The 25324-nt window shown below is 22.5% G+C and carries 21 protein-coding genes and 5 tRNA genes; 6 read left to right on the forward strand and 20 right to left on the reverse strand.

Annotated features, from left to right (window positions below; genetic code table 11):
* Positions 1–3: 3 nt before the first annotated feature.
* On the forward strand, positions 4–1842 hold the full coding sequence (gene htpG / locus DDE61_RS00730; RefSeq protein ID WP_110476783.1) for a molecular chaperone HtpG: 1839 nt from the start codon (positions 4–6) through the stop codon (positions 1840–1842).
* Here htpG and mtaB read toward each other — a convergent pair.
* Positions 1839–3149 (reverse strand): tRNA (N(6)-L-threonylcarbamoyladenosine(37)-C(2))-methylthiotransferase MtaB, encoded by a 1311-nt coding sequence (mtaB, locus tag DDE61_RS00735; RefSeq protein WP_110476784.1) that lies wholly within the window; start codon positions 3147–3149, stop codon positions 1839–1841. The two genes, htpG and mtaB, sit on opposite strands and share 4 nt — an antisense overlap.
* Positions 3150–3152: 3 nt before the next feature.
* Positions 3153–6299, reverse strand: coding sequence for a preprotein translocase subunit SecA (locus DDE61_RS00740; RefSeq protein ID WP_110476785.1), 3147 nt, complete (start codon positions 6297–6299; stop codon positions 3153–3155).
* Between the two features lie 56 nt (positions 6300–6355).
* Between DDE61_RS00740 and rplS the strand changes: the two genes are divergently transcribed.
* Genes rplS through menA form a run of 4 tightly spaced genes read left to right on the forward strand, consistent with a single transcriptional unit; the run spans position 6356 to position 9481 of the window.
* Positions 6356–6724: a 50S ribosomal protein L19 gene (gene rplS / locus DDE61_RS00745; protein WP_015799422.1), complete on the forward strand. Its 369-nt coding sequence runs from the start codon at positions 6356–6358 to the stop codon at positions 6722–6724.
* Positions 6693–7049, forward strand: a complete 357-nt coding sequence (locus DDE61_RS00750; protein WP_110467277.1) for a 4Fe-4S binding protein — start codon at positions 6693–6695, stop codon at positions 7047–7049. The genes rplS and DDE61_RS00750 overlap by 32 nt, the downstream gene beginning before the upstream one ends.
* Before the next feature lie 21 nt (positions 7050–7070).
* Positions 7071–8576, forward strand: a complete 1506-nt coding sequence (locus DDE61_RS00755) for a glycine--tRNA ligase (protein ID WP_110476786.1) — start codon at positions 7071–7073, stop codon at positions 8574–8576.
* Positions 8576–9481, forward strand: coding sequence for a 1,4-dihydroxy-2-naphthoate octaprenyltransferase (menA, locus tag DDE61_RS00760; protein WP_110476787.1), 906 nt, complete (start codon positions 8576–8578; stop codon positions 9479–9481). The genes DDE61_RS00755 and menA overlap by 1 nt, the downstream gene beginning before the upstream one ends.
* Here the strand turns inward: menA and thrC are convergent.
* From thrC to rpmH, 15 genes are all read right to left on the reverse strand, one after another.
* Positions 9469–10794 (reverse strand): threonine synthase, encoded by a 1326-nt coding sequence (gene thrC / locus DDE61_RS00765; RefSeq protein WP_110476788.1) that lies wholly within the window; start codon positions 10792–10794, stop codon positions 9469–9471. The two genes, menA and thrC, sit on opposite strands and share 13 nt — an antisense overlap.
* Before the next feature lie 11 nt (positions 10795–10805).
* Complete coding sequence (locus DDE61_RS00770; RefSeq protein WP_110476789.1) at positions 10806–11738, reverse strand: homoserine kinase; 933 nt, start codon at positions 11736–11738, stop codon at positions 10806–10808.
* Between the two features lies 1 nt (position 11739).
* The gene (gene thrA / locus DDE61_RS00775; protein WP_110467282.1) at positions 11740–14193 is read right to left on the reverse strand and encodes a bifunctional aspartate kinase/homoserine dehydrogenase I; all 2454 of its coding nucleotides are present in this window, start codon (positions 14191–14193) and stop codon (positions 11740–11742) included.
* A gap of 28 nt (positions 14194–14221) precedes the next feature.
* Positions 14222–14294, reverse strand: a tRNA-Arg gene (locus DDE61_RS00780).
* A 3-nt stretch (positions 14295–14297) separates the two neighbouring features.
* Positions 14298–14372 (reverse strand) — tRNA-Pro (locus DDE61_RS00785).
* A gap of 3 nt (positions 14373–14375) precedes the next feature.
* Positions 14376–14457: transfer RNA gene (locus DDE61_RS00790), tRNA-Ser, on the reverse strand.
* A 1-nt stretch (position 14458) separates the two neighbouring features.
* Positions 14459–15118: a sulfite exporter TauE/SafE family protein gene (locus DDE61_RS00795; RefSeq protein ID WP_110476790.1), complete on the reverse strand. Its 660-nt coding sequence runs from the start codon at positions 15116–15118 to the stop codon at positions 14459–14461.
* A complete protein-coding gene (locus DDE61_RS00800) occupies positions 15106–15552 on the reverse strand; it encodes a FixH family protein (RefSeq protein ID WP_110467284.1) in 447 nt (148 codons plus the stop codon). The genes DDE61_RS00795 and DDE61_RS00800 overlap by 13 nt, the downstream gene beginning before the upstream one ends.
* Positions 15553–15582: 30 nt before the next feature.
* The gene (locus tag DDE61_RS00805; RefSeq protein ID WP_110467285.1) at positions 15583–16362 is read right to left on the reverse strand and encodes a cbb3-type cytochrome c oxidase N-terminal domain-containing protein; all 780 of its coding nucleotides are present in this window, start codon (positions 16360–16362) and stop codon (positions 15583–15585) included.
* 9 nt (positions 16363–16371) lie between these two features.
* The gene (gene ccoN, locus DDE61_RS00810) at positions 16372–18615 is read right to left on the reverse strand and encodes a cytochrome-c oxidase, cbb3-type subunit I (RefSeq protein WP_110476791.1); all 2244 of its coding nucleotides are present in this window, start codon (positions 18613–18615) and stop codon (positions 16372–16374) included.
* Positions 18554–18733 (reverse strand): cbb3-type cytochrome oxidase assembly protein CcoS, encoded by a 180-nt coding sequence (gene ccoS, locus DDE61_RS00815; RefSeq protein ID WP_239493655.1) that lies wholly within the window; start codon positions 18731–18733, stop codon positions 18554–18556. The genes ccoN and ccoS overlap by 62 nt, the downstream gene beginning before the upstream one ends.
* A gap of 20 nt (positions 18734–18753) precedes the next feature.
* The gene (locus DDE61_RS00820; RefSeq protein WP_110476792.1) at positions 18754–21138 is read right to left on the reverse strand and encodes a heavy metal translocating P-type ATPase; all 2385 of its coding nucleotides are present in this window, start codon (positions 21136–21138) and stop codon (positions 18754–18756) included.
* A 44-nt stretch (positions 21139–21182) separates the two neighbouring features.
* Entirely contained in the window at positions 21183–22499 is a 1317-nt protein-coding gene (gene der, locus DDE61_RS00825; RefSeq protein ID WP_110476793.1) for a ribosome biogenesis GTPase Der, read from the reverse strand.
* 5 nt (positions 22500–22504) lie between these two features.
* A complete protein-coding gene (gene lipA / locus DDE61_RS00830) occupies positions 22505–23362 on the reverse strand; it encodes a lipoyl synthase (protein ID WP_110476794.1) in 858 nt (285 codons plus the stop codon).
* Between the two features lie 11 nt (positions 23363–23373).
* Positions 23374–23526, reverse strand: a complete 153-nt coding sequence (gene rpmH, locus DDE61_RS00835; protein ID WP_015799436.1) for a 50S ribosomal protein L34 — start codon at positions 23524–23526, stop codon at positions 23374–23376.
* A 63-nt stretch (positions 23527–23589) separates the two neighbouring features.
* On the opposite strand from rpmH, the gene sucD reads away from it, so the two are divergent.
* Complete coding sequence (sucD, locus tag DDE61_RS00840; RefSeq protein ID WP_110476795.1) at positions 23590–24468, forward strand: succinate--CoA ligase subunit alpha; 879 nt, start codon at positions 23590–23592, stop codon at positions 24466–24468.
* Here sucD and DDE61_RS00845 read toward each other — a convergent pair.
* The 3 genes from DDE61_RS00845 to DDE61_RS00855 form a co-directional block, all read right to left on the reverse strand.
* The gene (locus DDE61_RS00845) at positions 24455–25135 is read right to left on the reverse strand and encodes a CPBP family intramembrane glutamic endopeptidase (protein WP_110476796.1); all 681 of its coding nucleotides are present in this window, start codon (positions 25133–25135) and stop codon (positions 24455–24457) included. The two genes, sucD and DDE61_RS00845, sit on opposite strands and share 14 nt — an antisense overlap.
* Before the next feature lie 5 nt (positions 25136–25140).
* Positions 25141–25225: transfer RNA gene (locus DDE61_RS00850), tRNA-Leu, on the reverse strand.
* A gap of 6 nt (positions 25226–25231) precedes the next feature.
* Positions 25232–25315, reverse strand: a tRNA-Leu gene (locus tag DDE61_RS00855).
* Positions 25316–25324 lie beyond the last annotated feature (9 nt).

The following is a 25324-nucleotide window of genomic DNA, read 5'->3' on the forward strand; positions in this document are numbered from 1 at the left end:
TTTATGGAAAAAGGTAAAATTAAAGTAACAGCAGAAGATATTTTTCCTGTTATAAAAAAATTTTTATATTCAGATCAGGAAATCTTTTTAAGAGAGCTAGTATCAAATGCAACTGATGCCATTTTAAAATTAAAAACTCTGATTAGTTTAGGTAAATTTTCTAAAAAAATAGATGATTTAATAATAGAAATTATCATAGATAAACCAAATAAAATTCTAAAAATTAGAGATAATGGAATTGGAATGACAAAAAAAGAAGTAGAAAAATATATTAATCAAATTGCTTTTTCAGGTGCAGAAGACTTTCTAAAAAAATATAAAATTAAAGAGATAATTGGTCATTTTGGATTAGGATTTTATTCATCTTTTATGGTTTCTGAAAAGGTAGAAATAATATCTAAATCTTATAAGGATTATGAAAAGGCTATTCATTGGATATGTGATGGCTCGACTAATTTTTCTATTAAAACTATAGAAAAACAAAACTCAGGAACTGAAATAATACTTCATATTAAGAATAATTATAAAGAATTTTTAGAAGAAAAGAGAATAAAAACTTTACTAAGTAAATACTGTAAATTTATGCCGATTCCTATTTTTTTAGGAGAAAGTGAAGAAGGAAAAAATAAAAATAAAATAATAAATAACCCATTTCCTGTATGGAAAAAAAATCCAATAAATCTAAAAAAAGAAGACTATATAAATTTTTATAAAGAACTTTATTCTATTAAAATGGAAGATCCTTTATTTTGGATTCATCTAAATATAGATCATCCTTTTAAACTGACTGGAGTTCTTTTTTTCCCAAAAATAAAAAATCAAATTGAACTTCAAAAAGATAAAATACATTTATATCAAAATCAAGTATATGTGACAGATAATTTAGAGGGGATAGTTCCAGATTTTCTTAATCTTTTAAAAGGTGTAATTGATTCTCCAGATATTCCACTTAATGTTTCGAGATCTGATCTTAAATCTGATTCATCAGTGAAGCAGATTTCAGGTTATATTACAAGAAAAGTAGCTGATCAGCTTGAAAAGCTGTGTAAAACTAATCGTGAAGATTTTGAAAAAAAATGGGAGGAGATAAAAATTATTATAGAATATGGAATGATTAGCAATCATAAATTTTATTTAAAAGCCAAAAAATTTGCTTTATATCCTGATCTAAATAATAAATATTATTTATTAGAAGAATATTTAGAAAAAATTAAATTAAAAAATAAATTTAAAGATGATAAAATAATTGTTTTTTATACTTCAAACTTAGAAAGTCAAAATTCTTATATAGAAACAATTAAAAATAAAGGATATAAAATATTACTATTAGATAGTCCAATTGTAGGGCATCTTATTCAAAAAATAGAAATTGATTATAAAAATATAAATTTTTATAGAGTGGATTCCGATCAACTCGATAAACTTTTAAAAAATTATAATGTGAATGAACAAGAAATTTCAGAACAAGAAAAAAAGGAATTAAAAAATTCTTTAATAAAACATCTTGATCCAGAAAAATTTTTAATAAAAATTAAAGATTTAGATCAATTTTCATTACCATTTATGATAACTATTCCGGAATTTGTTAGACGAATGAAAGAAATTAGTCTTACAGGAAATCCTATGTTTAATTTAAAAAATTTTAATGATAAATATAATATTATTGTAAATAAAAATCATAAACTTATAAAAAAAATATTAAATGAAAAAAATTTAAAAAAAAAACAAAATCTTATTAAAGAATCCTTAAATTTAGTGATGTTATCACATAATCTTTTAAAAGGAAAAAAATTAACATATTTTATATCTAAAAGTTATGAAAATCTTTTAAAAAAAGATTAATGACAAATCATATTTCCCAAATAATCTATATTTAGTAATGTTACCTTTTTTATTTGATTTATTAAAAAGGATTTCCATGTTGTTTTAGTTCTAATAAAATTATCTGTATATCCATATATATATCCGGATTTATTTTTTTTTTCAAATAAAACTTTTTTTTTTTTATTTATATTTTTATAATAAAAATTATATTTTTTTCTTTTTGAAAGAATTCTAAGAATTTTACTTCGTTTATAACGAATTTTTTGTGGTATTGAATTTTTCATAGAAATTGCTTCTGTATTTATTCTTTCAGAATAAGAAAATACATGGAAATATGAAATATCTAATTTCGATAAAAATAAATAAGTTTCTATAAAATTTTTTTCTTGTTCTCCTGGAAATCCTACTATTACATCTGAACCAATACACGCATTGGGCATAAGATTTTTAATTTTAATTATTTTTTTTTCAAAAAAATTGGAAGAATACCTTCTTTTCATTTTCTTTAAAATTTCATCACTTCCAGATTGGAACGGAATATGAAAATGATGAACAAAAATTTTACTTTTAAGAATAAAATTAATTATATCATCATTTAATAAATTAGGTTCAATTGATGAAATTCTAATTCTAATTATTTTTTTTTCATATAAAAAACTATCCATTGCTTTCATTAATTCTAAAAAATTAGATTTTGGTTTAAGATTTTTTCCAAAATCTCCTATATTAACACCAGTTAATACTATTTCTTTTATTCCTTTTTTTATAACATTTTTTGCATATTTTATAATATTTGTAATCTCATCAGATTTTGAGGTGCCTCTAGCTTTGGGAATAGTACAATAACTACATTTATAGTCACATCCATCTTGGATTTTTAAAAAAGATCGTGTCCGATTTAATTTTGAATATGAAGGAAAATATAAATCTGATTTTTTTAGATCAGAATAATATATTTTTGCAGTTTTTTTCTTATAAAGATTTATATTCTCTAAATAATTAATTATCTTAAATTTTTTTTTTGCTCCAATGATTAAATCTATCCCATTTATTAATGATATTTTTTTTGGATTGACTTGTGAATAACAGCCTATAGCTACAATAAATGCATTTACATTATTTTTTAAAGCAATTTTTACAAGTTTTTTTAGTTTTTTTTCTGCATTGTTTGTAACTGAACATGTATTAATGATGTAAATATCAGCAAAAGATATATATTTTACATATTCATATCCTTTCATTAAAAATTTATTGATGATTGTATCGGTTTCTGTAAAATTAAGTTTACATCCTAATGTAGAAAAAGCGACTTTTTTTTTTTTCATTTATTAATTTTTTTCATTTAAAATCTTCCTTATTTCCTGTTTTTCCTGTTTTTTTCTCTTTGCAAGGGTTTTCAACACGAATGAATCATTCATTTTACAATGAAATAAATATTTTATAGTAGATTTCTTAATTTTAAATAAAAATTTTTTAAAAAGCTCATAAGCTTTTTTTTTATAAAATATAATTGGATCTTTTTGATCATAAACTGAATTTTGGGAATATAGGATTAAATCATCCATATCTTTAATATGGTTTTTCCATATTTCATCTATATAATAGATAATTATTTTATTTTCAAGTTTATTGATTACTTTATCAAAGTTTTTTGCATTATTTTTGTTTAAATCATGTTTAATGATTATTTTTTTTTTATATTTAGAATTTGAAAAGTGAAATTTTAAATTCAAAAAATTTTTTTTTCCAGAAAAAATAAAATATGAAATTATATATTCAATTTTTGAAAAAAAATTAATCTTTATAAGATTGTAATTTTTTCTTATTAAAGAATATATTTTTTCTAAAAGAATTTCTTTTTTAAGAGAAAAAAATGATTTTTCATTAATAATATTTTTTAAATTAAAAATTTTGAATATTTCATCTTCAAATTCTTTATAAGAAGAATTTACTGATAGTAAATGATCTATTATTTGAAAAATCATCTGTGATATTAGAACATTTGATAAAGTTAAATTTAATGAATTTTTTCTAATTGAATAAATATATTTTCTTTGTTCATTGATTATAGAATCATATTCTACCAAACGTTTTCTAATATTAAAGTTAGTTTGTTCTACTTGTTTTTGATAAAGTTTTATAGAATTACTAATTAATTTTCCAGTTAAATATTCTTTTTTGCCAAATTTTTCAAGTATTGATGCAAAACCAAAAATTCGCATTAAATCATCTTCTAATGATAAAAAAAATTGAGCACTTCCAGGATCCCCTTGCCGACCAGAACGTCCTATTAATTGTCTATCAATACGTCTTGAATAATGTCTTTCAGTTCCTATGATAGCTAATCCACCTGCTTTTTTTACTTGTTCAGAAATTTTTATATCGGTTCCTCTACCAGCCATATGAGTTGCAATTGTTACTCTCCCAGAGAGTCCCGCTTTTTCTATTATATTGGTTTCTTTTTTAGAATATTTTGCATTTAAAACCTTATTTGGAATATTTCTACTGTTTAATAATTTACTGATGAATTCAGATTCTTCTACAGAAGAAGTTCCAACTAAAACAGATCTTTTTTCAATTTTTGAGAAAAAAATTACTTTTTTTATAATTGCATTATATTTTTCTTGTTTAGTTTTAAAAAAAATATCTTCATAATTTTTTCTAATAATTGGTTTATTAGTCGGTATAATAATTACGTCAAGATTATAAATTTTCATAAATTCTTCATATTCTGTTTCAGCAGTTCCTGTCATTCCTGATATTTTATTATACATTTTAAAAAAATTTTGTAATGTAATATTAGCTAATGAATGGTTAGAATTTTCTATATTTACATTTTCTTTAGCCTCCAATGCTTGATGTAAGCCATCTGAATAACGTCTTCCCTCCAAAATTCTTCCAGTTTGTTCATCTACTATTTTTACTTTATTCTTTCTTAGAATATAATGTCTATTTTTTTCAAATAATGTGTATGCTTTAATTAACTGATTAATAGTATGGATTTTATTTGTTTTTTTATAAAAATTATTTATTATTTGATTTTTTATTTTTTTTTCATTAGAAATTTTTTTTAAATTATTTATTTGATTATAAATATTAGGAATTCTAAAAAAATTAGGATCCTTCATTTCATGAGAAACAAATTTCATTCCTTTTTCTGAAAACTCTATAGTTTGATTTTTTTCATTTATTATAAAATATAAATCTGAATCAATATTCTCTTGCATAGAAAAAGATTCAGTTTCTTCTAAAAGATTACGTATTTTTTTATTTCCTAAAAACTTAATCAGAGGTTTATAGGTTGGCAACCCTCTATAAACTTTAAAAAGATTTCCCCCACCTTCTTCTTTATTTCCAAATAAAATTTTTTTACGGGCCAAATTTAAAAACTTATTTAAAGCATAAAGTTGTTTATTAATAATTTTTTTTATTGTTGTTTTAAACAACGAAAAAGAATAATTAATTTTGGTAGATGAAGATTCAGATGAAGATATTATTAATGGAGTACGGGCTTCATCTATTAAAACAGAATCTACTTCATCTATGATGGCATAATTTAATTCTTTTTGTATTAATTGTTTATATGAAACAACCATATTATCACGTAAATAATCAAATCCAAATTCATTATTTGTCCCATATGTAACATCTGCTTCATAGGCTTTTCGACGGAAATATGAATTGGCTGAATATAGATCAATACAATCGACAGTTATACCATGAAATTCTAGAATAGGTGCCATCCATTCACTATCACGTTTAGCTAAATATTCATTTACAGTTACTACATGAACTCCTCTTCCAGAAAGAGCATTTAAATAAATAGGTAAAGTAGCCACTAAAGTTTTTCCTTCCCCTGTATACATTTCTGCTATTTTTCCTTGATGTAATACAATTCCTCCAATTAATTGAACATCATAATGGATCATATCCCATCTACACTTTTTTCCACTATAACTCCATTTAGTTTTCCAAATAGTTTTTCCTTTTTTTAATTTTAAATAAGATCTACTTTTAGAAAGTAGATAATCTAATTTATTAGAATTAACTATTATTTTTTTATTTTCTTTAAATCTTTTAGCGGTTTCTTTTACTACTGCAAATGCTTCTGGAAGTAATTCTAATAATATTTTTTCTTCTTCTTTAGAAAGATTAGAATTAAGAATTTTTAATTCTTTCAATATTGATTTTTCTTTTTTAATTTCTTCAATAGAAAAAACTTTATAATTTTTATTCTTTTTATAAATAGAAATTAACTTCTTTTGTAAGAGAGATATTTTATCCGAAATAAATTTTGTTTTTTCTTTTATATATTTTTTGAAATAAAAAGTTTTTTCTCTTAATTCCTCATTAGAAATGGAATTAATTTTTTTTTCAAAAACACGAATTTTATTGAATTCTTCTTTAAGATTTTTTAAATCTCTCTCTTTTTTTTTACCCCAAAAAAAATTTAATATTTTCGAAAAAAAATTCATTTTTTATTTTATTTTATTTGATTTAATTATATTTCTAATATAACAAAATTTTTATTATGAATAATCTAAAAAATTATGTAGATAATAAATATAACCCAAATAAATTTTATCTATTAAAATTAAATTCTGGAGATCAAATAACGGTTCATTATGAAATAATGGAAGGAGAAAAAAAAAGATTACAATCCTTTAAAGGAGTAATAATTAAAATTCAAGGCAATTTTCTTAATTATACTTTTACTGTACGTAAAATTAGTGGAGAAATAGGTGTAGAAAAAATATTTAGTATTAATCAACCTTCAATAAAAAAAATAGATATAAATAAAAAAGGGAAAGTCCGAAAATCTAAAATTTATTACTTTAGAAAGTTAAAAGGAAAAAAAGCTAAAATAAATGTCATTAAAAATAACAGAAAAATGTATTAATTGTGGTGCTTGTGAAGCCGAATGTCCTAATAAGGCTATTTATGAAGGATCTAAAAAATGGTCTTTTTCAGAAGGCACCAACCTAAAAGGAAAATTTATTAATAAATTAGGAATAAAAATGGATGTTAATTGTTTACAAGAACCTATAAAATATGATTACTATTTTATAGTTACAGAAAAATGTACAGAATGTTTAGGATTTTTTGATGAACCTCAATGTGCCTCGGTTTGTCCAGTAAATTGTTGTATTTTAGATGAAAAAAATTTAGAATCTAAAGAGGATCTTTTGAAGAAAAAAAACTTTATACACTGTAAAAAAGAATGAAAGCAAAATATAATAAGAGAAATGGAAAAAGATGATAAAAAATTAAAATTTATTATTTCACATGCAAAATCTTACGGCTTTATCTTTCCGTCTAGTGAAATATATGATGGATTAAAAGCTGTTTATGATTATGGTCAATATGGAATATCTTTAAAAAATAATATTAAAGAATATTGGTGGAAATCAATGACCCAATTCCATGAAAATATAGTTGGAATAGAATCTAGTATTTTTATGCATAATAAAGTTTGGAAAGCTTCTGGACATATAGATGAATTTAATGATATAATATTATATAATGAAAAAACAAAAAAAAGTTATCGTCTTGATCTTTTAATAGAAGAGTTTTTAGAAAAAATTAATGATTATAATTGGTTTTTAAAAAACAATTCGGGAATGACAATTAAATTTCCCAACCAATTAAATCTTTTTAAAAAAGAATTTAAAAAAAATATATTTTCATATATAGAAAATTGTTTAAATTCAAATAAAATTTTAGAAATAAAAAATTTTTTAAAAAAAATAAATTTTTTTTCAAAAAAATATAAAAATTGTTTTAATTTTTATAAATTAAATTTAATGTTTATTGTATATATAAAAAATATATATAATGAAAAAAAAATTTATCTAAGACCTGAAACTGCTCAAGGTAGCATTATAAATTTTTTAAATGTAAAAAAAACAAGTAAAATTAAAATTCCTTTTGGAATTGCCCAAATAGGAAAAGTATTTAGAAATGAAATAACAGCTAGACAGTTTTTGTTTAGATTGAGAGAATTTGAACAAATGGAAATGCAATTTTTTCTTTCTCCTGGAGAAGAAGGAAAATGGTATGATTACTGGAAAGAATATAGGTTAAAATGGCATTTATCTTTAGGATTTAAAAAAAAAAACTATAGATTTTATAATCATGATAAACTTGCACATTATTCTCAATATGCTTGTGATATTCAATTTAAATTTCCTTTTGGATTTAAAGAATTAGAAGGAATTCATTCCCGTACAGATTTTGATATTAAAAATCATGAAATTTTTTCTAAAAAAAAAATAAGATATTTTGATATTAAAAAAAATATAAGTTATAGACCTTATATTATAGAAACTTCTTTGGGTTTAGATAGGATGTTTTTAGCTATATTTTCTTCTTCTTTAAAAGAAGAAATATTAAAAAATAATACTAAACGAATAGTATTAAAACTCCCTTATATTCTGGCTCCAATAAAAGCAGCTATTTTACCTTTAGTAAAAGATAAACAATTGATTGTGATAGGGAAAAAAATCTTTAAAAGATTAAAATTAGATTATTCATTAATTTATGATGAAAAAGATTCAATTGGAAAAAGATATAGAAGACAAGATGCAATAGGAACTCCTCTTTGTATAACAATAGATTATGATAGTATCAAAGATAATTGTGTAACAATTAGATTTAGAGATAGTATGATTCAAAAAAGAATTCTAATATTAGAAATAAAAAAAAATATTGAAAAATTAATTGATTTAAAAAAATTTTTAAATTTTATTTAATGTTAGAAATATATAATTGGATATATGCTTTTAGGTTAAAAACATTACCTTTGTCTTTATCTGGTTTAATTTTAAGTACTTTTATTTTTTTTTCAAAAAAAAATCTATTTAATAGAGATATTTTTATATGGTCATCATTTACTTCTATATTTCTTCAAATATTATCTAATATTGCAAATGATTATGGTGATTGCATCAAAGGCACAGATAATATAACCAGAATTGGTCCTAAAAGAACAATACAATCAGGAATTCTTTCTAAAAAGAAAATTAAATTAGCATTAATAATAATTAGTTGTTTATCATTTTTTTCAAATATAATTTTATTGTTTTTTTCTTTTAATGAAAAGTTTTCATATAGAATTTTATTATTTTTAATTGGAATTATTCTATGTATCTATTCTGCTATTACCTATACTATAGGAAAAAATCCATATGGATATAAAGGTTTAGGAGATTTATCTGTATTTCTTTTTTTTGGTCTAATTTCTTTAGAAGGAAATTATTATTTATATAATCATTTTTTAAATAAAGAAATTCTGTTATTAGGTATTTCTTTAGGCTTTTTAACTGTCTCAGTTCTTAATATTAATAATATGAGAGATATTGATAATGATAATAAAAATGGGAAATATACACTTCCTGTGAGGATAGGACTAAAAAAAGCTAAAATATATCATATATTTTTAATGATAGTCCCTTTTCTTTTAAGTATATTATATGTTTTTTTAACTTATAAAAGTATATCCCAATATCTTTTTATTATATTAATAATACCTACAATTAGGCATTTAAGAATAATTCTTAAGATTAAGAATCATAAAGAGTTTAATTATGAGTTTAATATAAATATCTATATAAATATATTATATACATTTTTAATGGGGGTTGGTCATCTTTTATAATCTAAATTACTAGTTAATAACCAATTTTTAAAATTTTCATATTCATTACTCAATTTTATACTTTTTTTAGTTTTTTTTAAAAGTTTTTTCACTTTTTCATTTAATAAAATTTGATCAGATAATTTTTTATTTATTTTCTCTAAAAATTTTACTGGAGATGCTGTGGCTAAAAAAATATTTTTATAATTAAAATTTTTTTTATCAAAATAAAATTTTTTTAACCCTAAATACCCAATTGCTCCATGTGGATCCATCATATATTTATATTTCTCCCATATAAATTTAATTATATTAATTGTTTCTTGATCCGAAAAAGAATATGCAGAAAAAATTTTTTTAATATTTTTTACATGTTTAAACATATACATTATCCTACTAAAATTATTGGGATCAGCTATATCCATAGCATTAGAAATTGTTTCTTTTGTAGGATATGGGTTATAAATTTCAGATTTTAACAATCTGGGAACGGTGTCATTTATATTTGTAGCTGCAATAAAATGTTTTACTGGTAATCCCATTTTAAATGCTATTAATCCTGCACATATATTTCCAAAATTTCCACTAGGAATAGAAAAAATTATTTTTTCATTGTTTTTTTTTTTAAATAAAAGTTTATAACACAAAAAATAATAAAATATTTGAGATAGTAAACGTGCAATATTAATAGAATTGGCTGAGGTTAAAAATAATTTTTTACGTATTTTTTCGTCATAAAAAGCTTTTTTTGCTAACAATTGACAATCATCAAAATTTCCTTTTATTTCTAAAGCTAAGATATTATCCCCTAATGTTGTTATCTGTTTTTCTTGTAAAAAACTTATTTTTGAAGAAGGATATAATATTACTACTTTTACACCATCAATTTTATTAAAAGCATTGGCTACCGCAGCTCCTGTATCTCCAGAAGTAGCAGTAAGGATTATAATATTTTTTTTAATTTGTTTACAGAAATATTTTATACACCCTGATAAAAATTTTACTCCTATATCTTTAAAAGCCATAGTAGGTCCTAAAAATAACTCTAATGAAAAAAAATTTTCATAAATTTTTTTAAGATTTATTTTAAAATTTACTGTATTAGAAATAATATTTAATAATTCTTTATATGGAATTTCATTTCCAATAAATGGTTTAATTACTTCCATCATTAAATCATTTACCTCAAAATTTGAAATATTTTTAAAAAATTTCTTTTCTAATAAAGGGATTTTTTCAGGAAAATACAACCCTTTATCTGGACTTTGTCCAAATAAAACAGCTTCTTTAAAAGAAGCTATATATTTATTATTTTTTAAACTTTTATACAGCATTTATTAAATTTTTAATTCAATTCATAATATACAATTCCAGTTTTTTTAATAGAAGAAGTATATATTTTATATTTTAATTCTAATTTCGAATAAATATTTTCCATTACATTAGATACTAATTCTGCTTTGTTTTTTCCTTTACTTAACATAAAGACAGAAGGTCCAGAACCAGAAATTCCTCCTCCCAATGCACCTATTGATTTACATTTTATTTTTAATTCATTAAAAGCTGGTATTAATATAGCACGTATAGGTTCTACTATAACATCATTTAATGATCTACTTATCAGGTTATAATCTTTTTTATATAATCCTGCTATTAAAGCAGCTAAATTCCCCAATTGGGGAATTGCCTCAGTCATTAAAATTTGCTGTTTTAAAAGTTCTCTAGCATCAGAGGTTTTTATTTCTATTTGAGGATGTATAATACTTACCCAAATATTCTCTGGAGAACGCAAAGAAATTATATCTAAAGGTTTATAACTTCTAATTAAGGTTATTCCTCCAAAAATAGCTGGAGCTACATTATCTGCATGAGGAACTCCTCCAGCTAATCTTTCTCCTTCCATAGCAAATTTAATTAAATCAATTTTATTAAAAGGATTTCCTAATAAATAATTGGCTCCTACTACAATGCCTGCGGCACTAGCTGCACTAGAACCTATACCACTTCCTGGTTGGATATTTTTATAAATTTCTATCTCAAATCCTATATTTGATTTTTTATATTTTTTTAATAATGCTTGTAATGCAAGACTAATTACATTTTTTTTTATTTTTTTAGATAATTTTGCTCCATAAATTTTATTTATTCTTATTCCAGGGGAATATGATTTTTTCATTATAATTTCATCATTAGGAATATTTACTGCTAAGCCTAACACATCAAATCCACAAACTATATTTGCTATAGTTGCTGGAGCAATAATTTTTATTTTCTTCATTTTAAGATTTACTAGCTTTAATTATATCTGATAATACTCCAGATGCAGTAACTTCTGCACCTGCACCTGCACCTTTTATAATTAAAGGTTGTTCACTATATCTTTGGGTATTATATAATACCATATTATCTTTTCCTTCCAGGTTAAAAAATGGATGATCCACTTTTATTGATTGTAACCCTACATATGCATTTCCATTTTCATATTTAGCTATAAAACGTAATTTTTTTCCTTTTTTCACAGTTTTTTCACGTATTTCATTAAAATAATTATTATATTTTTTTAATAGATTATAAAAATGATCTATTGATGTAGAATTTAAACATTCTTCAGGTAAGAAATTTTTTTTATATATATTTTCTAATTCTAGATTAGATCCACATTCACGTGCTAAAATTAATATTTTCCTCATTACATCTATTCCACTAAGATCTATCCTTGGATCTGGTTCTGTATATCCAGAATTTTGTGCTTCTTTTACCACTTCAAAAAAATTTTTTTTTTCAAGAAATTTATTAAAAATAAAATTTAAACTCCCAGAAAGTACTGCTTCTATTTTATAGATTTTATCCCCACTATTGATTAAATCATTCAGTGTACTAATTACAGGTAAACTAGCTCCTACATTAGTTTCAAACAAAAATGGAGCATTAAAATTTATTGATAATTCTTTAAGTTTTTTATAATAATCATAAGTTGATGAACATGCTATTTTATTACATGTAATAACACCTATTCCTTTTTTTAAAAAATTTTCATAGATCATAGCAATATTTATATTGGCTGTATTATCAACAAAAAGACTATTTCTAAAATTAATTTCATACATTATTTCCATAAATTTTTTTAAATCCATTTCATATGACATCTTATCAAGATAATATTTATATTTTTTTATATCGATTCCATCTTTTTTAAAGATCATTTTTTTACTATTTGCTAACCCAATTACTCTTAATTTCAATTTAAATTCTTTTTTTAAATAATTTTTTTGCTTATAGATCTGATCTAAAAGATTACTTCCAACTTTTCCTAATCCTATTAGAAACAAATTTATTTGTTTATTTTTTTTTTCAAAAAATTCTTCATGTAAAATATTTATTGCTTTTTTAAAATCTGTTTTGTTTATAACAACTGAAATATTTTTTTCAGTGGAACCTTGAGCTATTGCTCTGATATTAATCCTATTTTTTCCTAAAGCACTAAAAATTTTTCCACTTGTTCCATGCATATTTTTCATTTTTTCTCCAACAAGTGCTATAATACATAAATCTCTTTCTATCGAAAGAGGTTTTATCTTCTTATTAGATATTTCTATGTAAAATTCATTATCTATAACTAATTTAGCTTTTAAAACATCTTTTTCATGAATTCCTACAGCAATAGAATATTCTGAGGAACTTTGGGTAATAAATATTACATTTATTTTTTCTTCTGAAAGTTTTTTGAAAAGTCTTTTAGAAAAACCAGGAATTAAAAATCCTACCATTCCACTTCCTTCTAATGTTATTAATGATATTTGTTTAATTCCAGAAATTCCTGTTACAGGTTTAGGTTTTTTTTTAAAAAAATTTATTCTTTCTATATAAGTTTCTTTTTTTTCAAAAAGACTTTTAATTTTTATAGGAATATTTTTTTCTATCACTGGTTGTATAGTAGTAGGAGATATTATTTTTGCTCCAAAATGAGATAATTCCATTGCTTCTTCAGAAGATATATTTCTTATAGTATAAGCTTGTGAGACTAATTTAGGATTGGCAGTCATTATTCCATTTACATTAGTACATATTTCTAATAAATCTGCTTTTAATGACGAGGCAACAATACCTGCTATATAATCTGCTCCCCCTCTTTCTAATGGAGTTATTTCTGATGAAAAAGCTATTATTCCTGGAAAAATAATATATTGTGATTTTTCTTTTTTAAAAAAATTTATTAAGTTATAATAACTTTTTTTTAAATCAATTTTGGAACATCCAGATTCATAATCTGTTAAAATTAATTTTCTACTATCTTTAAATTTTACTTTTAAATCAAATTCTTTAATTTTTTCTGCTATTAAATAAGACGAATTTAAAACTCCAAAACTTATTAGATTTTCTAATGAAAATATTGATAACTTTTCTACTTGAAAAATTCCATCACAGATATTTTCTAATTTATTTATATTTTTTTTTAAATTACTAATTAGACAACTTTTTTTTTTTAAATTAAATAATTCATTAATTATATTAATATGTTTATATTCTATTAATTTTAAGATTTTTTTATAATCTTTCTTTTTTTTAGAAGCTAATTTTCCACATTTTATTAAATCATCTGTAATATGATAGAAAGCAGATATAATTATAACATATTTTATATTCTTTGGATTTTTTTTTAAAAATGTACATATTTTTTTTAATGATTCACTATCAACTAATGAACTACTTCTAAAGTGTAGGACTTTTACCATTATAATACTTTATAATACACTCATTTCGTGATCACGACAGGATTTGAACCTGTAACCTACTGCTTAGAAGGCAGTTGCTCTCTCCATTGAGCTACGTGACCCTGTCGGGATGATAGGATTCGAACCTACGACCTCCTGGTCCCAAACCAGGCGCGATAACCAACCTACGCTACATCCCGGGGCGGAGAGTGTGAGATTTGAACTCACGAAGCAAAATGCTGACAGTTTAGCAAACTGTTCCGTTAACCCCTCCGGCAACTCTCCTCTATCTTTTGCCAGAAGTTTTAATAAGTTTAGGAGAAAAATCTAGAATTCCTAATCCACGAATTAATAAAATAAATCCCATTATTATTTTCAATAATGTTATATTATTTAATAATATTTTTTTTAAATTAAAAATTAGCAAATTTTTTATACTAAATAAAGTAAACATCATAGGAACTGTTCCTAATCCAAAATAAAACATAAATATTCCTCCCAACAAACTATTCCCTCTAGAAATAGCTAGACTAATAGCTATATAAACTATACTACATGGTATCAATCCATTAAATAATCCTTTTAAGAAGAAAAAATTTTTTTTTAAAAAAATTAATTTCTTTAAAAGAAAATATAATGGATTTTTAATTATTAAATGATTTCTTTTCATCAAAGATGAAAATATTATATTCCCACCTAAAAATAAGGAAGTTTTTTTTTGATATCCTATTAAATTCAATCGATATCCTATTGTTCCAAATATATATCCTAATAAAATATAGGAAATCATTCTCCCTATTTGATAGTTAAAATTGTTAAAGTTTTTTTTTAATTTTAATTTTAAAAAAAAAAAGGTTAGAGGGCCACACATACTAAAACAATGAATACTACTAATTATTCCCAATAAAAATCCTAGAGAAATATATGAACAATTTAGTTTTTCCATATTATATCTTTTTCGATTAAAAATTCTTTGTTATTAACAATCCATCTTAATAGAAGATTATAATTACCTTTTTTTAATGTTTTAGATGAAATAATTATGAAATAATTATTTTTTGTATTCATTGAATTATTATTATCTAATAAACTATTAGAATATCTAATTAAAGAATAATTAATATTTAAATTTAAATAATTTTTTTCTTTTGGAAAAACAATGTGAATTCCTTTTTTGGAAATTTTAAATTTTATTTTATTTTTTAAAAATTTAGCATTTTTTTTACTATCTATTTTTTTTTGAAAATTTATTTCTTCTTCATAATATTTCTTTGAAATTAATTCACTCTTAATTGATTGTTTTCTTAACAAAAAATAACTATTAAAAGTTAGAAATACAAATAAAAGGGAAAAAACTACTATTTTATAGTTAATTTTCATGTCCTACAGTTTTTAATTTACAGTTTTTAATTATTCCAAAATAATTTTGTCTCCTTCTGGAAATTTGGGATTTTTTGGTTTGTTGTTGTTTTTATTTATAAAATAAATATAACTAGATAATTTTTGAATATCATTGCCTTTTATTTCTCCTGAAGCACCAAACGCCCTCATAACTTTATTATTTTTACTCCCATTCCATATTATAGAAAATACATTTTTTATAAGAGTTTTTTCTTTATGATTTATCCAATAATCATCTGTTAAATTTGGGCCTATATTTCCTCCTCCATCTATATTATGACAAGTTGCACAATTTTCATTAAAAAGTTTTTTTCCGTCATTAATAAATTTTTTATCAAATTTTACAGTTTCTATACTAGCTTGGGGTTGTTTTTTTTCAAATTCTTTTATTTTTTTTAATTGATTTTTATAGGCTCTTTTATATTCAAATTGTGGATTTGCAAAATTTGTAAAAAAAAAAGAACAAAAATATATAATAGAAATTACTATTGTAATAGAAAAAAGTTGTTGCCACCATTTAGGAATTTTATTATCTAATTCTAAAATTCCATCAAACCCATGATTTATTGTTTTTATTTTTTTTTCATAACTCTGAAACTTTTTTAACTTTTTTTTTGATAATTGATTTTTAAATATTTCTTCTAAAAAAGAAGATATTATTATTAATAATAATGATATTATATAAATCCATATTGATAATGGATGTTTCAGATAATCAAAATCACATTCTAAAAAAACATAAAAAATAAAAATTATAATAATTAATGAAAAAAATAATTTTCTTAACATAAAATTACTCTAATCTATTCCTTGTATATCTTTTCCTAATCTTTGTAAATATGATATAATTGCAATTATTTCTCTTTCTTTTAAAGGAAAGAATTTTTTTCCATAAACTTTTTTTTGAAAATTTATCTGTTGTTTTATTTCCGGAGATTCTTTATAAATTTCTTTTTCTATTAACCCAGCTTGTCTATCAAGATAATTATATGCATTTTCTATATCTTTTTCTAAATAAGGAACTCCTAGTTTTTTCATTACTTTCATTTTTAATAATGTTTTAGATTTATCTAATTTTCTATATATTAACCATGGATATCTTGGCATAATAGATCCTGGAGATGTAGATCTTGGGTCATACATATGTTTAAAATGCCATGAACTAGGATTTTTGCCTCCTTCTCTAGCTAAATCCGGGCCAGAACGTTTAGAGCCCCATAAAAATGGATGATCATAGACAAATTCCCCAGCTTTAGAATATTCTCTATAACGAACTACTTCATCCCTAAATGGCCGTACCATTTGAGAGTGACATCCATTACATCCTTCTCTAATGTATAAATCTCTACCTTCTAATTCAAGAGGGGTATATGGTCTAACACTAGTTAATGTAGGAGTATTGGATTTTATTATCATATTAGGTATAATTTCTACAATGCCCCCAATAGAAACTACTATTAAAGATAGTAAAAAAAATGTTATTGGTTTTTTTTCTAACCAATTATGAAAAGTTTCTACTTCAAATTCTTTTTTTGAATCAGTAATTGATTTGCAAGCTTCATTTTTAATAAAATCTCCTTTTTTTATTGTTTTATATATATTATAGATCATAAAGATCATTCCTAACATATATAATAAGCCTCCAATAAATCTTATTTTATAATAAGGAATTATAGAAATAACAGATTTTACAAAATTTTTATTGGTAAGGGATCCATCCTCATTAAATTGTTTCCACATTTTTGATTGTCTTATTGCACTCCAATACATTGGAATCACATAAACCAATATACCTAAAGTACCTAGAAAAAAATGGATATTAGCATAGAGTTTAGAATAAATTTTAGTATTCCATAATTTTTCTACTAACCAATAAATTACTCCAAAAGCCATAAATCCATTCCATCCTAAAGTTCCTATATGAACATGTGCAATGATCCAATCAGTAAAATGAGCTATAGCATTTAATTTTTTAGTAGCCAGCATTGGGCCTTCAAAAGTGGCAATACCATAAAAAGTAAGAGATAAAACAAAATATTTTAATATATGATTTTTATTTATTTTAGTTCCTTTTAAGGTCAATAAACCATTTAACATTCCTCCCCAGGATGGAGCAATTAACATAATTGAAAATATAGTGCCTAACATTTGAGCCCATGCAGGAAGAGCAGTGTAAATTAAATGATGAGGACCGGCCCAAATATATATAAAGATTAATGACCAAAAATGAATAATTGATAATTTATATGAAAAAATAGGTTGACCAGAAGCTTTAGGAACAAAATAATACATTAATCCTAATATAGGGGTAGTTAAAATAAATGCAACAGCATTATGACCATACCACCATTGGACTAATGCATCTTGAACTCCAGCATAAATAGAATAACTTTTTAAAGAAAAAAAAGATATAGGTAATTCAAGATTATTAAATATATGAAGTATACTTACACTTACCCATGTGCCAATAAAAAACCATATAGAGACATATATATGTTTTATTCTTCTTTTCATAATGGTTCCAATCATGTTTATTCCATAAATAATCCAGATGATACATATCATTATATCTAATGGCCATTCATGTTCTGCATATTCTTTACTAGTATTTATTCCTAAGAAAAAGGTAATCCAAGATAACAGAATGAATATTTGCCACCCCCAAAAATGGATCCAACTTAATAGATCACTATACATTCTTGATTTTAATAAACGTTGTAAAGAATAATAAGAACCGGTAAAAATTATATTTCCTATAAATGCAAATATAACCGTTGTTGTATGTATCATTCTTAACCTCCCAAATCCCATTATTCCATTTTCATATTTGAGATTATGTCCAAAAAAAATCTCTGGGAGATTTGGAGAAAAAAGCATTAAAGAAAGAATTATACCTACTAAAAACCCTGTAAAAGCCCAAAAAATTGTAGCATATAAAAAAGCTTTGACAATATTATTATCATAATAGAATTTTTCTATTTTAAACCATCTTTCCTTCTCTTTCTCTTTCTCTTTCTTTCCTTCTCTTTCTACCTCCTTCATTTTCATCTATTAAAATTCTGATAGAATTTGATTCATAATCCTCAAATTGATTATTAATTGCATTAATAAAAAATAATATTAAAAATATAATTTCTATAATTAAACTTATTAATATCATTAAGATTAATATCTCCAAATTTATAAATTTATTTTTAATTTATAAGCCGTTATCCAAGTAGATAATAAAGAAAAGATTAGTACTGATATAAAACTTAAAGGCATTAAAATAGCAGCTATAATGGGGGTTAAATTTCCAGTTATAGCAAATGATAATCCCAAAAGATTATATATTATACTTATAACAAAACTTATTCTAACTAATTTAGAACTAATATTAGAATATTTAAAAAAAATTGGAATTTTATCAAAAGAACTAGCATCCATTATTATATCACAATTTGGACAAAAACTTTGATTATTGGAGATAACTATTCCTATATCACTTTGTTTTAAAGCTATAGAATCATTAATTCCATCTCCAAACATTAAAACTTTTTCTCCAATTTTTTGAAGATTTTTAATTTTCTTATATTTATCCATTGGACTTTGAAAAAAATATAATTTGCTTTTAGCTGGTAATAAAGATTTTAAATATTTTTTTTCTTTATCATTATCTCCTGATAAAATTAATATTTTATATTTTTTACCTAAAAATTTAAATATCTTTTTTAAATTTTTCCGATAAAAATTTTTAACTAAAAAATACCCTATTTTTTTTTTATCAAAAGATATAGAAACTTTAGTCGTTTTTTTTTCATTTTTAAAATTATCTGAACTTAAAGAATTATTTGATTTGCCTGCTTTTATTTCGATACCATTTACTAATCCTTTTATTCCTTTTCCTGGACTTTCTTCAAAATTAGTGACTAATTCAGTTTCATTTAAATTTGATAATTTATTAGAAATAATTTTACATAAAGGATGATTGGAATTTTTTAATAATGAAATTATTTTTAATTTTTTATTCAATTCAAGTTTGGGGCCAATAAATTTAATATTTGATTTTTCCAATTCAGTAATAGTACCTGTTTTATCAAAAATTAGAGATGTAATTTTATAAATTTGTTCTATAGAAGAAATATCTCTTATATAAAAGCCTTTTTTTCCTAAAATATGGATAACATTTCCAAAAATAAAAGAAGGAGATAAAGCAACTCCACAGGGACAAGCAACTATTAATATAGAAGAAATTATTTCAAATACTCTATTGACGTTTTTAAAATACCAAAAAATTCCTGAAATGACAGAAATTATTAGTATAAATAAAGTAAAATATTTACTAATTAAATTTAGTTTAGTATTAATAATATTTTTTTTCTTTCTAAAAGCTTCATTAATCCATAAATTATGAAGATAACTTTTATCTACATCTTTTACTATTTTGAGTTTAATTCTTCCCCCTTTTTGTTTAGCTCCAGCATAAATATAATCACCTAATTTTTTAGATTTAATATTAGATTCTCCTGTTATAAAACTATTATCTATAATAGCTAATCCTTCTATCAAAATTGAATCTGCTGGGATAATTTCTTCATTTTTTATAATGATAAAATCTCCTTTTTTAAGATTAGAAATAAGAATATTTTTTTCTAAATTATTTATTAATTTAGTACTATAAATGGGAAGAAAATATTGATAATTATTATCAAATGATAAATATTTATAAGTTTTTAATTGTAAAAATTTTCCTAAAAGAAGAAAAAAAACTAATCCAGAAAGACTATCAAAATATCCACTTCCAATATTAGATATTATTTCATATAGACTTCTAAAATATAAGACTAAAATTCCTAGAGAAATAGAAAAATCGATATTTAAAGATTTATTTTTTAATCCTAAAAAAGCAGATTGAATATAATCAATAGATGAAAAAAAAATTATAGGTAGAGAAAGAAAAAACATTATTAATCTGAAAAAAGTATTATGGGTTCTAAACCATTCATCCCTATTAGATCCTAAATATTCAGGAAATGATAAAAGCATTATATTCCCAAAACAAAAAAAAGAAATAACTATTTTATATACAAAAAAATTCCTATTATAAATAGGAATGGAATTAAAATTACCATAAGTAATTGATGGTTTATACCCAATTTTAGTGAGAAGTTTAGCTAAATCACTTAGTTTATAACCTGAATTTTTATATGTTATATAAATACTTTTTTTAGTAAAATTTACTGTTGAATTTATAATCTTTTTTTCTAATTTGTTTAAATTTTCTAAAAGCCAAATACAAGAACTACAATGAATTGATGGAATAGTAAACCTTACTATGGTAAAATTTTTATCAGAAAAAGAAACTATTTTACTAAAAATAGTTTTTGTATCTAAAAAAGAAAAATTATATTTTTTTTCTGTTTCCGGAGAAAAACCTGGATTTTTATTTAATTCATAAAATTTTTTTAAATTAGATTTCTCAATTAAATTATAAATTGTAAGACATCCGTCACAACAAAAAAAAAATTTATTAAAACATATTTTGTTAGTAATACATTTGTTGCCACAATGAAAACATTTTTCTATTTTTTTTCCCCCATAAAATCAAATAAAATCAACGGGGAGGAGGTTTATTTAAGTCGAAATAAAATTTTTATTGGAATTCCAGTAAAATTAAATTTTTCTCTTAATTTTTTTTCTATAAATCTTTTATATGATTTTTTTATTAAATTGGGATAATTAGAAAAAAATATAAATTGAGGATTATATGTTGGTAATTGACTACAATATTTTATTGTAATTGGTTTTCCATTTATTAATGGATGAGGATATTTATTTATAATAGGTAACATAATTTTATTTAGTAAACTGGTTTTTATTTTTAATTTTAATTTAAATGCAATTTTAATTGCAGTTTTTAGAGATTTAATTAAATTTTTTTTTTTATAAGATGAAGTAAAAAATATAGGAACATCCTTAAAAGGAGCTATTATTTTTTTAATTTTTTTTTTAAAAATTTTTTCTAAAAATTTATTTTTAATTAAATCACATTTATTTATTAATAAAATAATTCCTTTATTATTATTTTCAATAATTTTAAAAATCTTAAGATCTTGAGATTCCATTCCAGATATACTATCTATTAAAAGGAGACATACATCGGAATTTTTAATGGATTTAATGGCTCTCATTACAGAATAAAATTCTATATTTTCTTTTATTTTCTTTTTTTTTCTAATTCCAGCAGTATCTACTAATATACATTCAATTCCAAATTTTTTATAAAACACTTCTAAACTATCTCTTGTTGTTCCAGAAATATTAGAAACAATATTCTGATTTTTCTTTAAAAGTGTATTTATTAATGTTGATTTTCCAACATTAGGACGTCCTACTATAGCTAGTTTGGGGATAAACTGATTTTTTTTTTTAACAAACAAATCAGTTTCAGTATTTTTAAATATTTCAACAATTGAATCTAATAACTCTCCTGTTCCAGCTCCATTAATAGAAGAAATACAATATTTTTTTGAAAAACCAAGTTTAAAAAACTCTGAAATATTTTCTTTCTTCTTTAAAAGATCAATTTTGTTGATTACTAAATAAATAGTTTTTTTTAATTTATGTAAAATTTTTGAAATTTCGTAATCAATTTCTAAAATTTTATTACTGGGATCTACTAAAAAAAGTATAAGATCTGATTCTTCTAATGCAAAAAAAAATTGTTCACAAATTTTTTTATCAAAAATATTATTAAATTTATTAGTATAACCTCCAGTATCTATTAAACAAAAATCTATTCCATTCCAATTGCAAAACCCATAATTTCTATCTCTAGTAACGCCACTTTTAGAATTAACTATAGATTTTTTATATCCTATTAACCGATTAAAAAGTGTTGATTTTCCAACATTAGAACGTCCTACTATAGAAACTAGTTTAGTCATTTAATTTATAATATATGTTTATATGCATTATAAGAAGATCTTACTAAGGGGCCACTTTCTACATATAAAAAACCCATATCTAATGCAATTTTTTCATATTTTTTAAAAAGAAAAGGATGAATAAAATTTTTTACAGGTAAATGTTTAATAGAAGGAGATAAATATTGTCCAATAGTAATAATATCTATTTTAGCTTTTTTACTATCTTTTAAAGTTTGGATTACTTCTTCTTCAGTTTCCCCTAATCCTAACATTATTCCAGTTTTGGTTCTTATATTACTTTTTAATTTTATGTATTTTAATACATTAATACTACGATCATATTTAGCTTGAACTCGAACTTTTTTAGTTAATCTACGTACAGTTTCTATATTATGTGATATTACTTCTGGTTTTTCATTTAGAATAAGATTGATTAAATCTTTTCTTCCTTTAAAATCAGGAATTAATGTTTCTAATGTTAAATTCTCATTTAAATTTTTTATAGCTTTTATTGTTTTAACCCATATAATGGCTCCCATATCTTTTAAATCATCTCTATCTACTGATGTAATTACTGCATGTTTAATATTCAAAATTTTTATTGAATGAGCAACTTTTTTGGGTTCTTCAAAATCAATTTTTTGGGGTTTGCCAGTTTTGATGCCACAAAATTTACAGGATCTTGTACAAATATTTCCTAATATCATAAAAGTAGCTACTCCTTTTCCCCAACATTGTCCTATATTAGGACAACTACCACTATTACAAATAGTATTTATATTATTTGATAATTTAAGAATATTATTATAATTTTTTCCTAGTGGAAATTTTCCATGTAACCATTTAGGTTTTAAATTAACAAATTTTTTGTCCAGAACCATAAAACAATTTTTTAAAATTTTTTAATTTTTTTTGGAGTAAGGAAGGTTCTTTTTTTTTTTCTTCTTCTCGCTAATAATTTTCTTCCATTTTTACTACTCATTCTTTTTCTAAACCCATGATTATTTAATCTTCTAATATTAGAAGGTTGATAAGTTCTCTTCATTAAAAATGAAAAATTTAATTAATAGATAAAAATATATAAAAAATTAAATTTTGTCTCTAACAAATGAGTATTTTAATTAATAAATTTTCTAAAATAATAGTACAAGGATTTACAGGAAAAGAAGGATCTTTTCATTCTCAGCAAATGATAGATTATGGAACCCCTATAATTGGAGGAGTTACTCCAGGTAAAGGAGGAAAAAAATTTTTAGGAAAACCAATTTTTAATACAGTAGAAGAAGCAGTAAAAGCATTAAATGCTAATGTTAGTATAATTTTTGTTCCACCTAGATATGCCTATGATGCAATTATTGAATCAATAGATTCAGGAATAAAAATTATAGTATGTATAACGGAAGGAATTCCTAGATCAGATATGATCAAAATAAAAAATTATATTAATTTGAAAAAAAAAACTATTTTAATAGGTCCAAATTGTCCGGGCATTATTACCCCTAATGAAGCAAAAGTAGGAATAATGCCAGGATTTATTTTTAAAAAAGGAAAAGTAGGAATTGTATCTAAATCAGGAACTCTTACCTATGAAGCAGCAGATCAAATCGTAAAATCAGGATATGGAATCTCTACGGCTGTAGGCATTGGAGGGGATCCTATTATTGGAACTACTATGAAATATATTATATCAGAATTTTTAAATGATTCAGAAACAGATATAATCGTTATTATAGGAGAAATAGGAGGAAAATTAGAAATCGATGCTGCCAAATTTTTAAAATTAAAAAAAAAAAAAAAAATTTGTTTAAGTTTTATTGCTGGTCAAACGGCTCCAAAAGGAAGAACTATGGGACATGCTGGAGCTATAATAGGGCAGAAAAATGATACTGCTTTTTATAAAATGGAAATAATGAAAAAATGTGGAATATTTATAGTCAAATCACCTTCCCAAATTGGAGAAAATTTAATGAAAATTAGTAATTTTTAATTAAAAATAAAAAAGAAAAAATTATAAAAATAACATTATTAAAAGAATGTATTATTATACAATTTTTTATAGAAAAAGTAATTACATAATTAATACCAATTATTATTCCTATAATGACCCCACTTATAAATTGTATAGGATTATTATGAATGAAACCAAATAAAAATGAAGACAAAATAATTGCTTTTATAGGGTTAACCTTCTGAATTAAGAATTCATTTAATATTATTTTTCTGAAAAAAATTTCTTCACATAAAGGTGCTAATAATGTAAAAATTGGAATAAATGTATTTGGATAATTATATATTTTTATTAACAAATAATCTTTAAACGATAAATAATTTTTAAACGATAAATAATTTTTAAACGATAAATAATTTTTAAACGATAAATAATTTTTATTAAAATTTTTTAAAAAAAAAATTGTTATATTTAGAAAAAAAGATAATATTAAAAATATAGAAAAAGATTTATTTTTCATTGGTTTTTTCTTATTATTAAAAATCTTAAAAAAAATTAAAAAATATGGAAAAGCATAAAATGTATAAAATAAAATTTCTTTAGAAAACCCTATTTTAAATAAACATTTTTTTAAAATTAAAGATATATTATTATAATATATATATATTATAATTTTTTTTTCCACATTCCATAATGTTTTAAACATTTTTGTACCTGGAGTGGGATTTGAACCCACAAGATTATAATAATCCCTGAATTTTGAGTTCAGTACGTTTACCATTTTCGTCATCCAGGTTTTGTGTGCGGGTAAAGGGATTTGAACCCCCATATCTGTAAAGATACTAGATCCTAAATCTAGTGTGTATACCAATTTCACCATACCCGCAGATTATTT

This window comes from Candidatus Karelsulcia muelleri (assembly GCF_003214255.1).
Classification (GTDB): domain Bacteria; phylum Bacteroidota; class Bacteroidia; order Flavobacteriales; family Blattabacteriaceae; genus Karelsulcia; species Karelsulcia muelleri_B.

Coding starts and splice junctions, on each gene's coding strand:
- thrC (WP_110476788.1), bottom strand. CDS start 10,794: ATGCTGTATAAAAGTTTAAAAAATAATAAATATATAGCTTCTTTTAAA.
- ccoS (WP_239493655.1), bottom strand. CDS start 18,733: ATGATATTAATAAGTTTAATTATAGAAATTATATTTTTAATATTATTT.
- htpG (WP_110476783.1), top strand. CDS start 4: ATGGAAAAAGGTAAAATTAAAGTAACAGCAGAAGATATTTTTCCTGTT.
- DDE61_RS00750 (WP_110467277.1), top strand. CDS start 6,693: ATGTCATTAAAAATAACAGAAAAATGTATTAATTGTGGTGCTTGTGAA.
- sucD (WP_110476795.1), top strand. CDS start 23,590: ATGAGTATTTTAATTAATAAATTTTCTAAAATAATAGTACAAGGATTT.
- DDE61_RS00805 (WP_110467285.1), bottom strand. CDS start 16,362: ATGTTAAGAAAATTATTTTTTTCATTAATTATTATAATTTTTATTTTT.
- DDE61_RS00770 (WP_110476789.1), bottom strand. CDS start 11,738: ATGAAGAAAATAAAAATTATTGCTCCAGCAACTATAGCAAATATAGTT.
- DDE61_RS00795 (WP_110476790.1), bottom strand. CDS start 15,118: ATGGAAAAACTAAATTGTTCATATATTTCTCTAGGATTTTTATTGGGA.
- DDE61_RS00845 (WP_110476796.1), bottom strand. CDS start 25,135: ATGTTTAAAACATTATGGAATGTGGAAAAAAAAATTATAATATATATA.
- menA (WP_110476787.1), top strand. CDS start 8,576: ATGTTAGAAATATATAATTGGATATATGCTTTTAGGTTAAAAACATTA.
- mtaB (WP_110476784.1), bottom strand. CDS start 3,149: ATGAAAAAAAAAAAAGTCGCTTTTTCTACATTAGGATGTAAACTTAAT.
- DDE61_RS00740 (WP_110476785.1), bottom strand. CDS start 6,299: ATGAATTTTTTTTCGAAAATATTAAATTTTTTTTGGGGTAAAAAAAAA.
- DDE61_RS00800 (WP_110467284.1), bottom strand. CDS start 15,552: ATGAAAATTAACTATAAAATAGTAGTTTTTTCCCTTTTATTTGTATTT.
- der (WP_110476793.1), bottom strand. CDS start 22,499: ATGACTAAACTAGTTTCTATAGTAGGACGTTCTAATGTTGGAAAATCA.
- rplS (WP_015799422.1), top strand. CDS start 6,356: ATGAATAATCTAAAAAATTATGTAGATAATAAATATAACCCAAATAAA.
- DDE61_RS00755 (WP_110476786.1), top strand. CDS start 7,071: ATGGAAAAAGATGATAAAAAATTAAAATTTATTATTTCACATGCAAAA.
- rpmH (WP_015799436.1), bottom strand. CDS start 23,526: ATGAAGAGAACTTATCAACCTTCTAATATTAGAAGATTAAATAATCAT.
- thrA (WP_110467282.1), bottom strand. CDS start 14,193: ATGGTAAAAGTCCTACACTTTAGAAGTAGTTCATTAGTTGATAGTGAA.
- lipA (WP_110476794.1), bottom strand. CDS start 23,362: ATGGTTCTGGACAAAAAATTTGTTAATTTAAAACCTAAATGGTTACAT.
- ccoN (WP_110476791.1), bottom strand. CDS start 18,615: ATGAAGGAGGTAGAAAGAGAAGGAAAGAAAGAGAAAGAGAAAGAGAAG.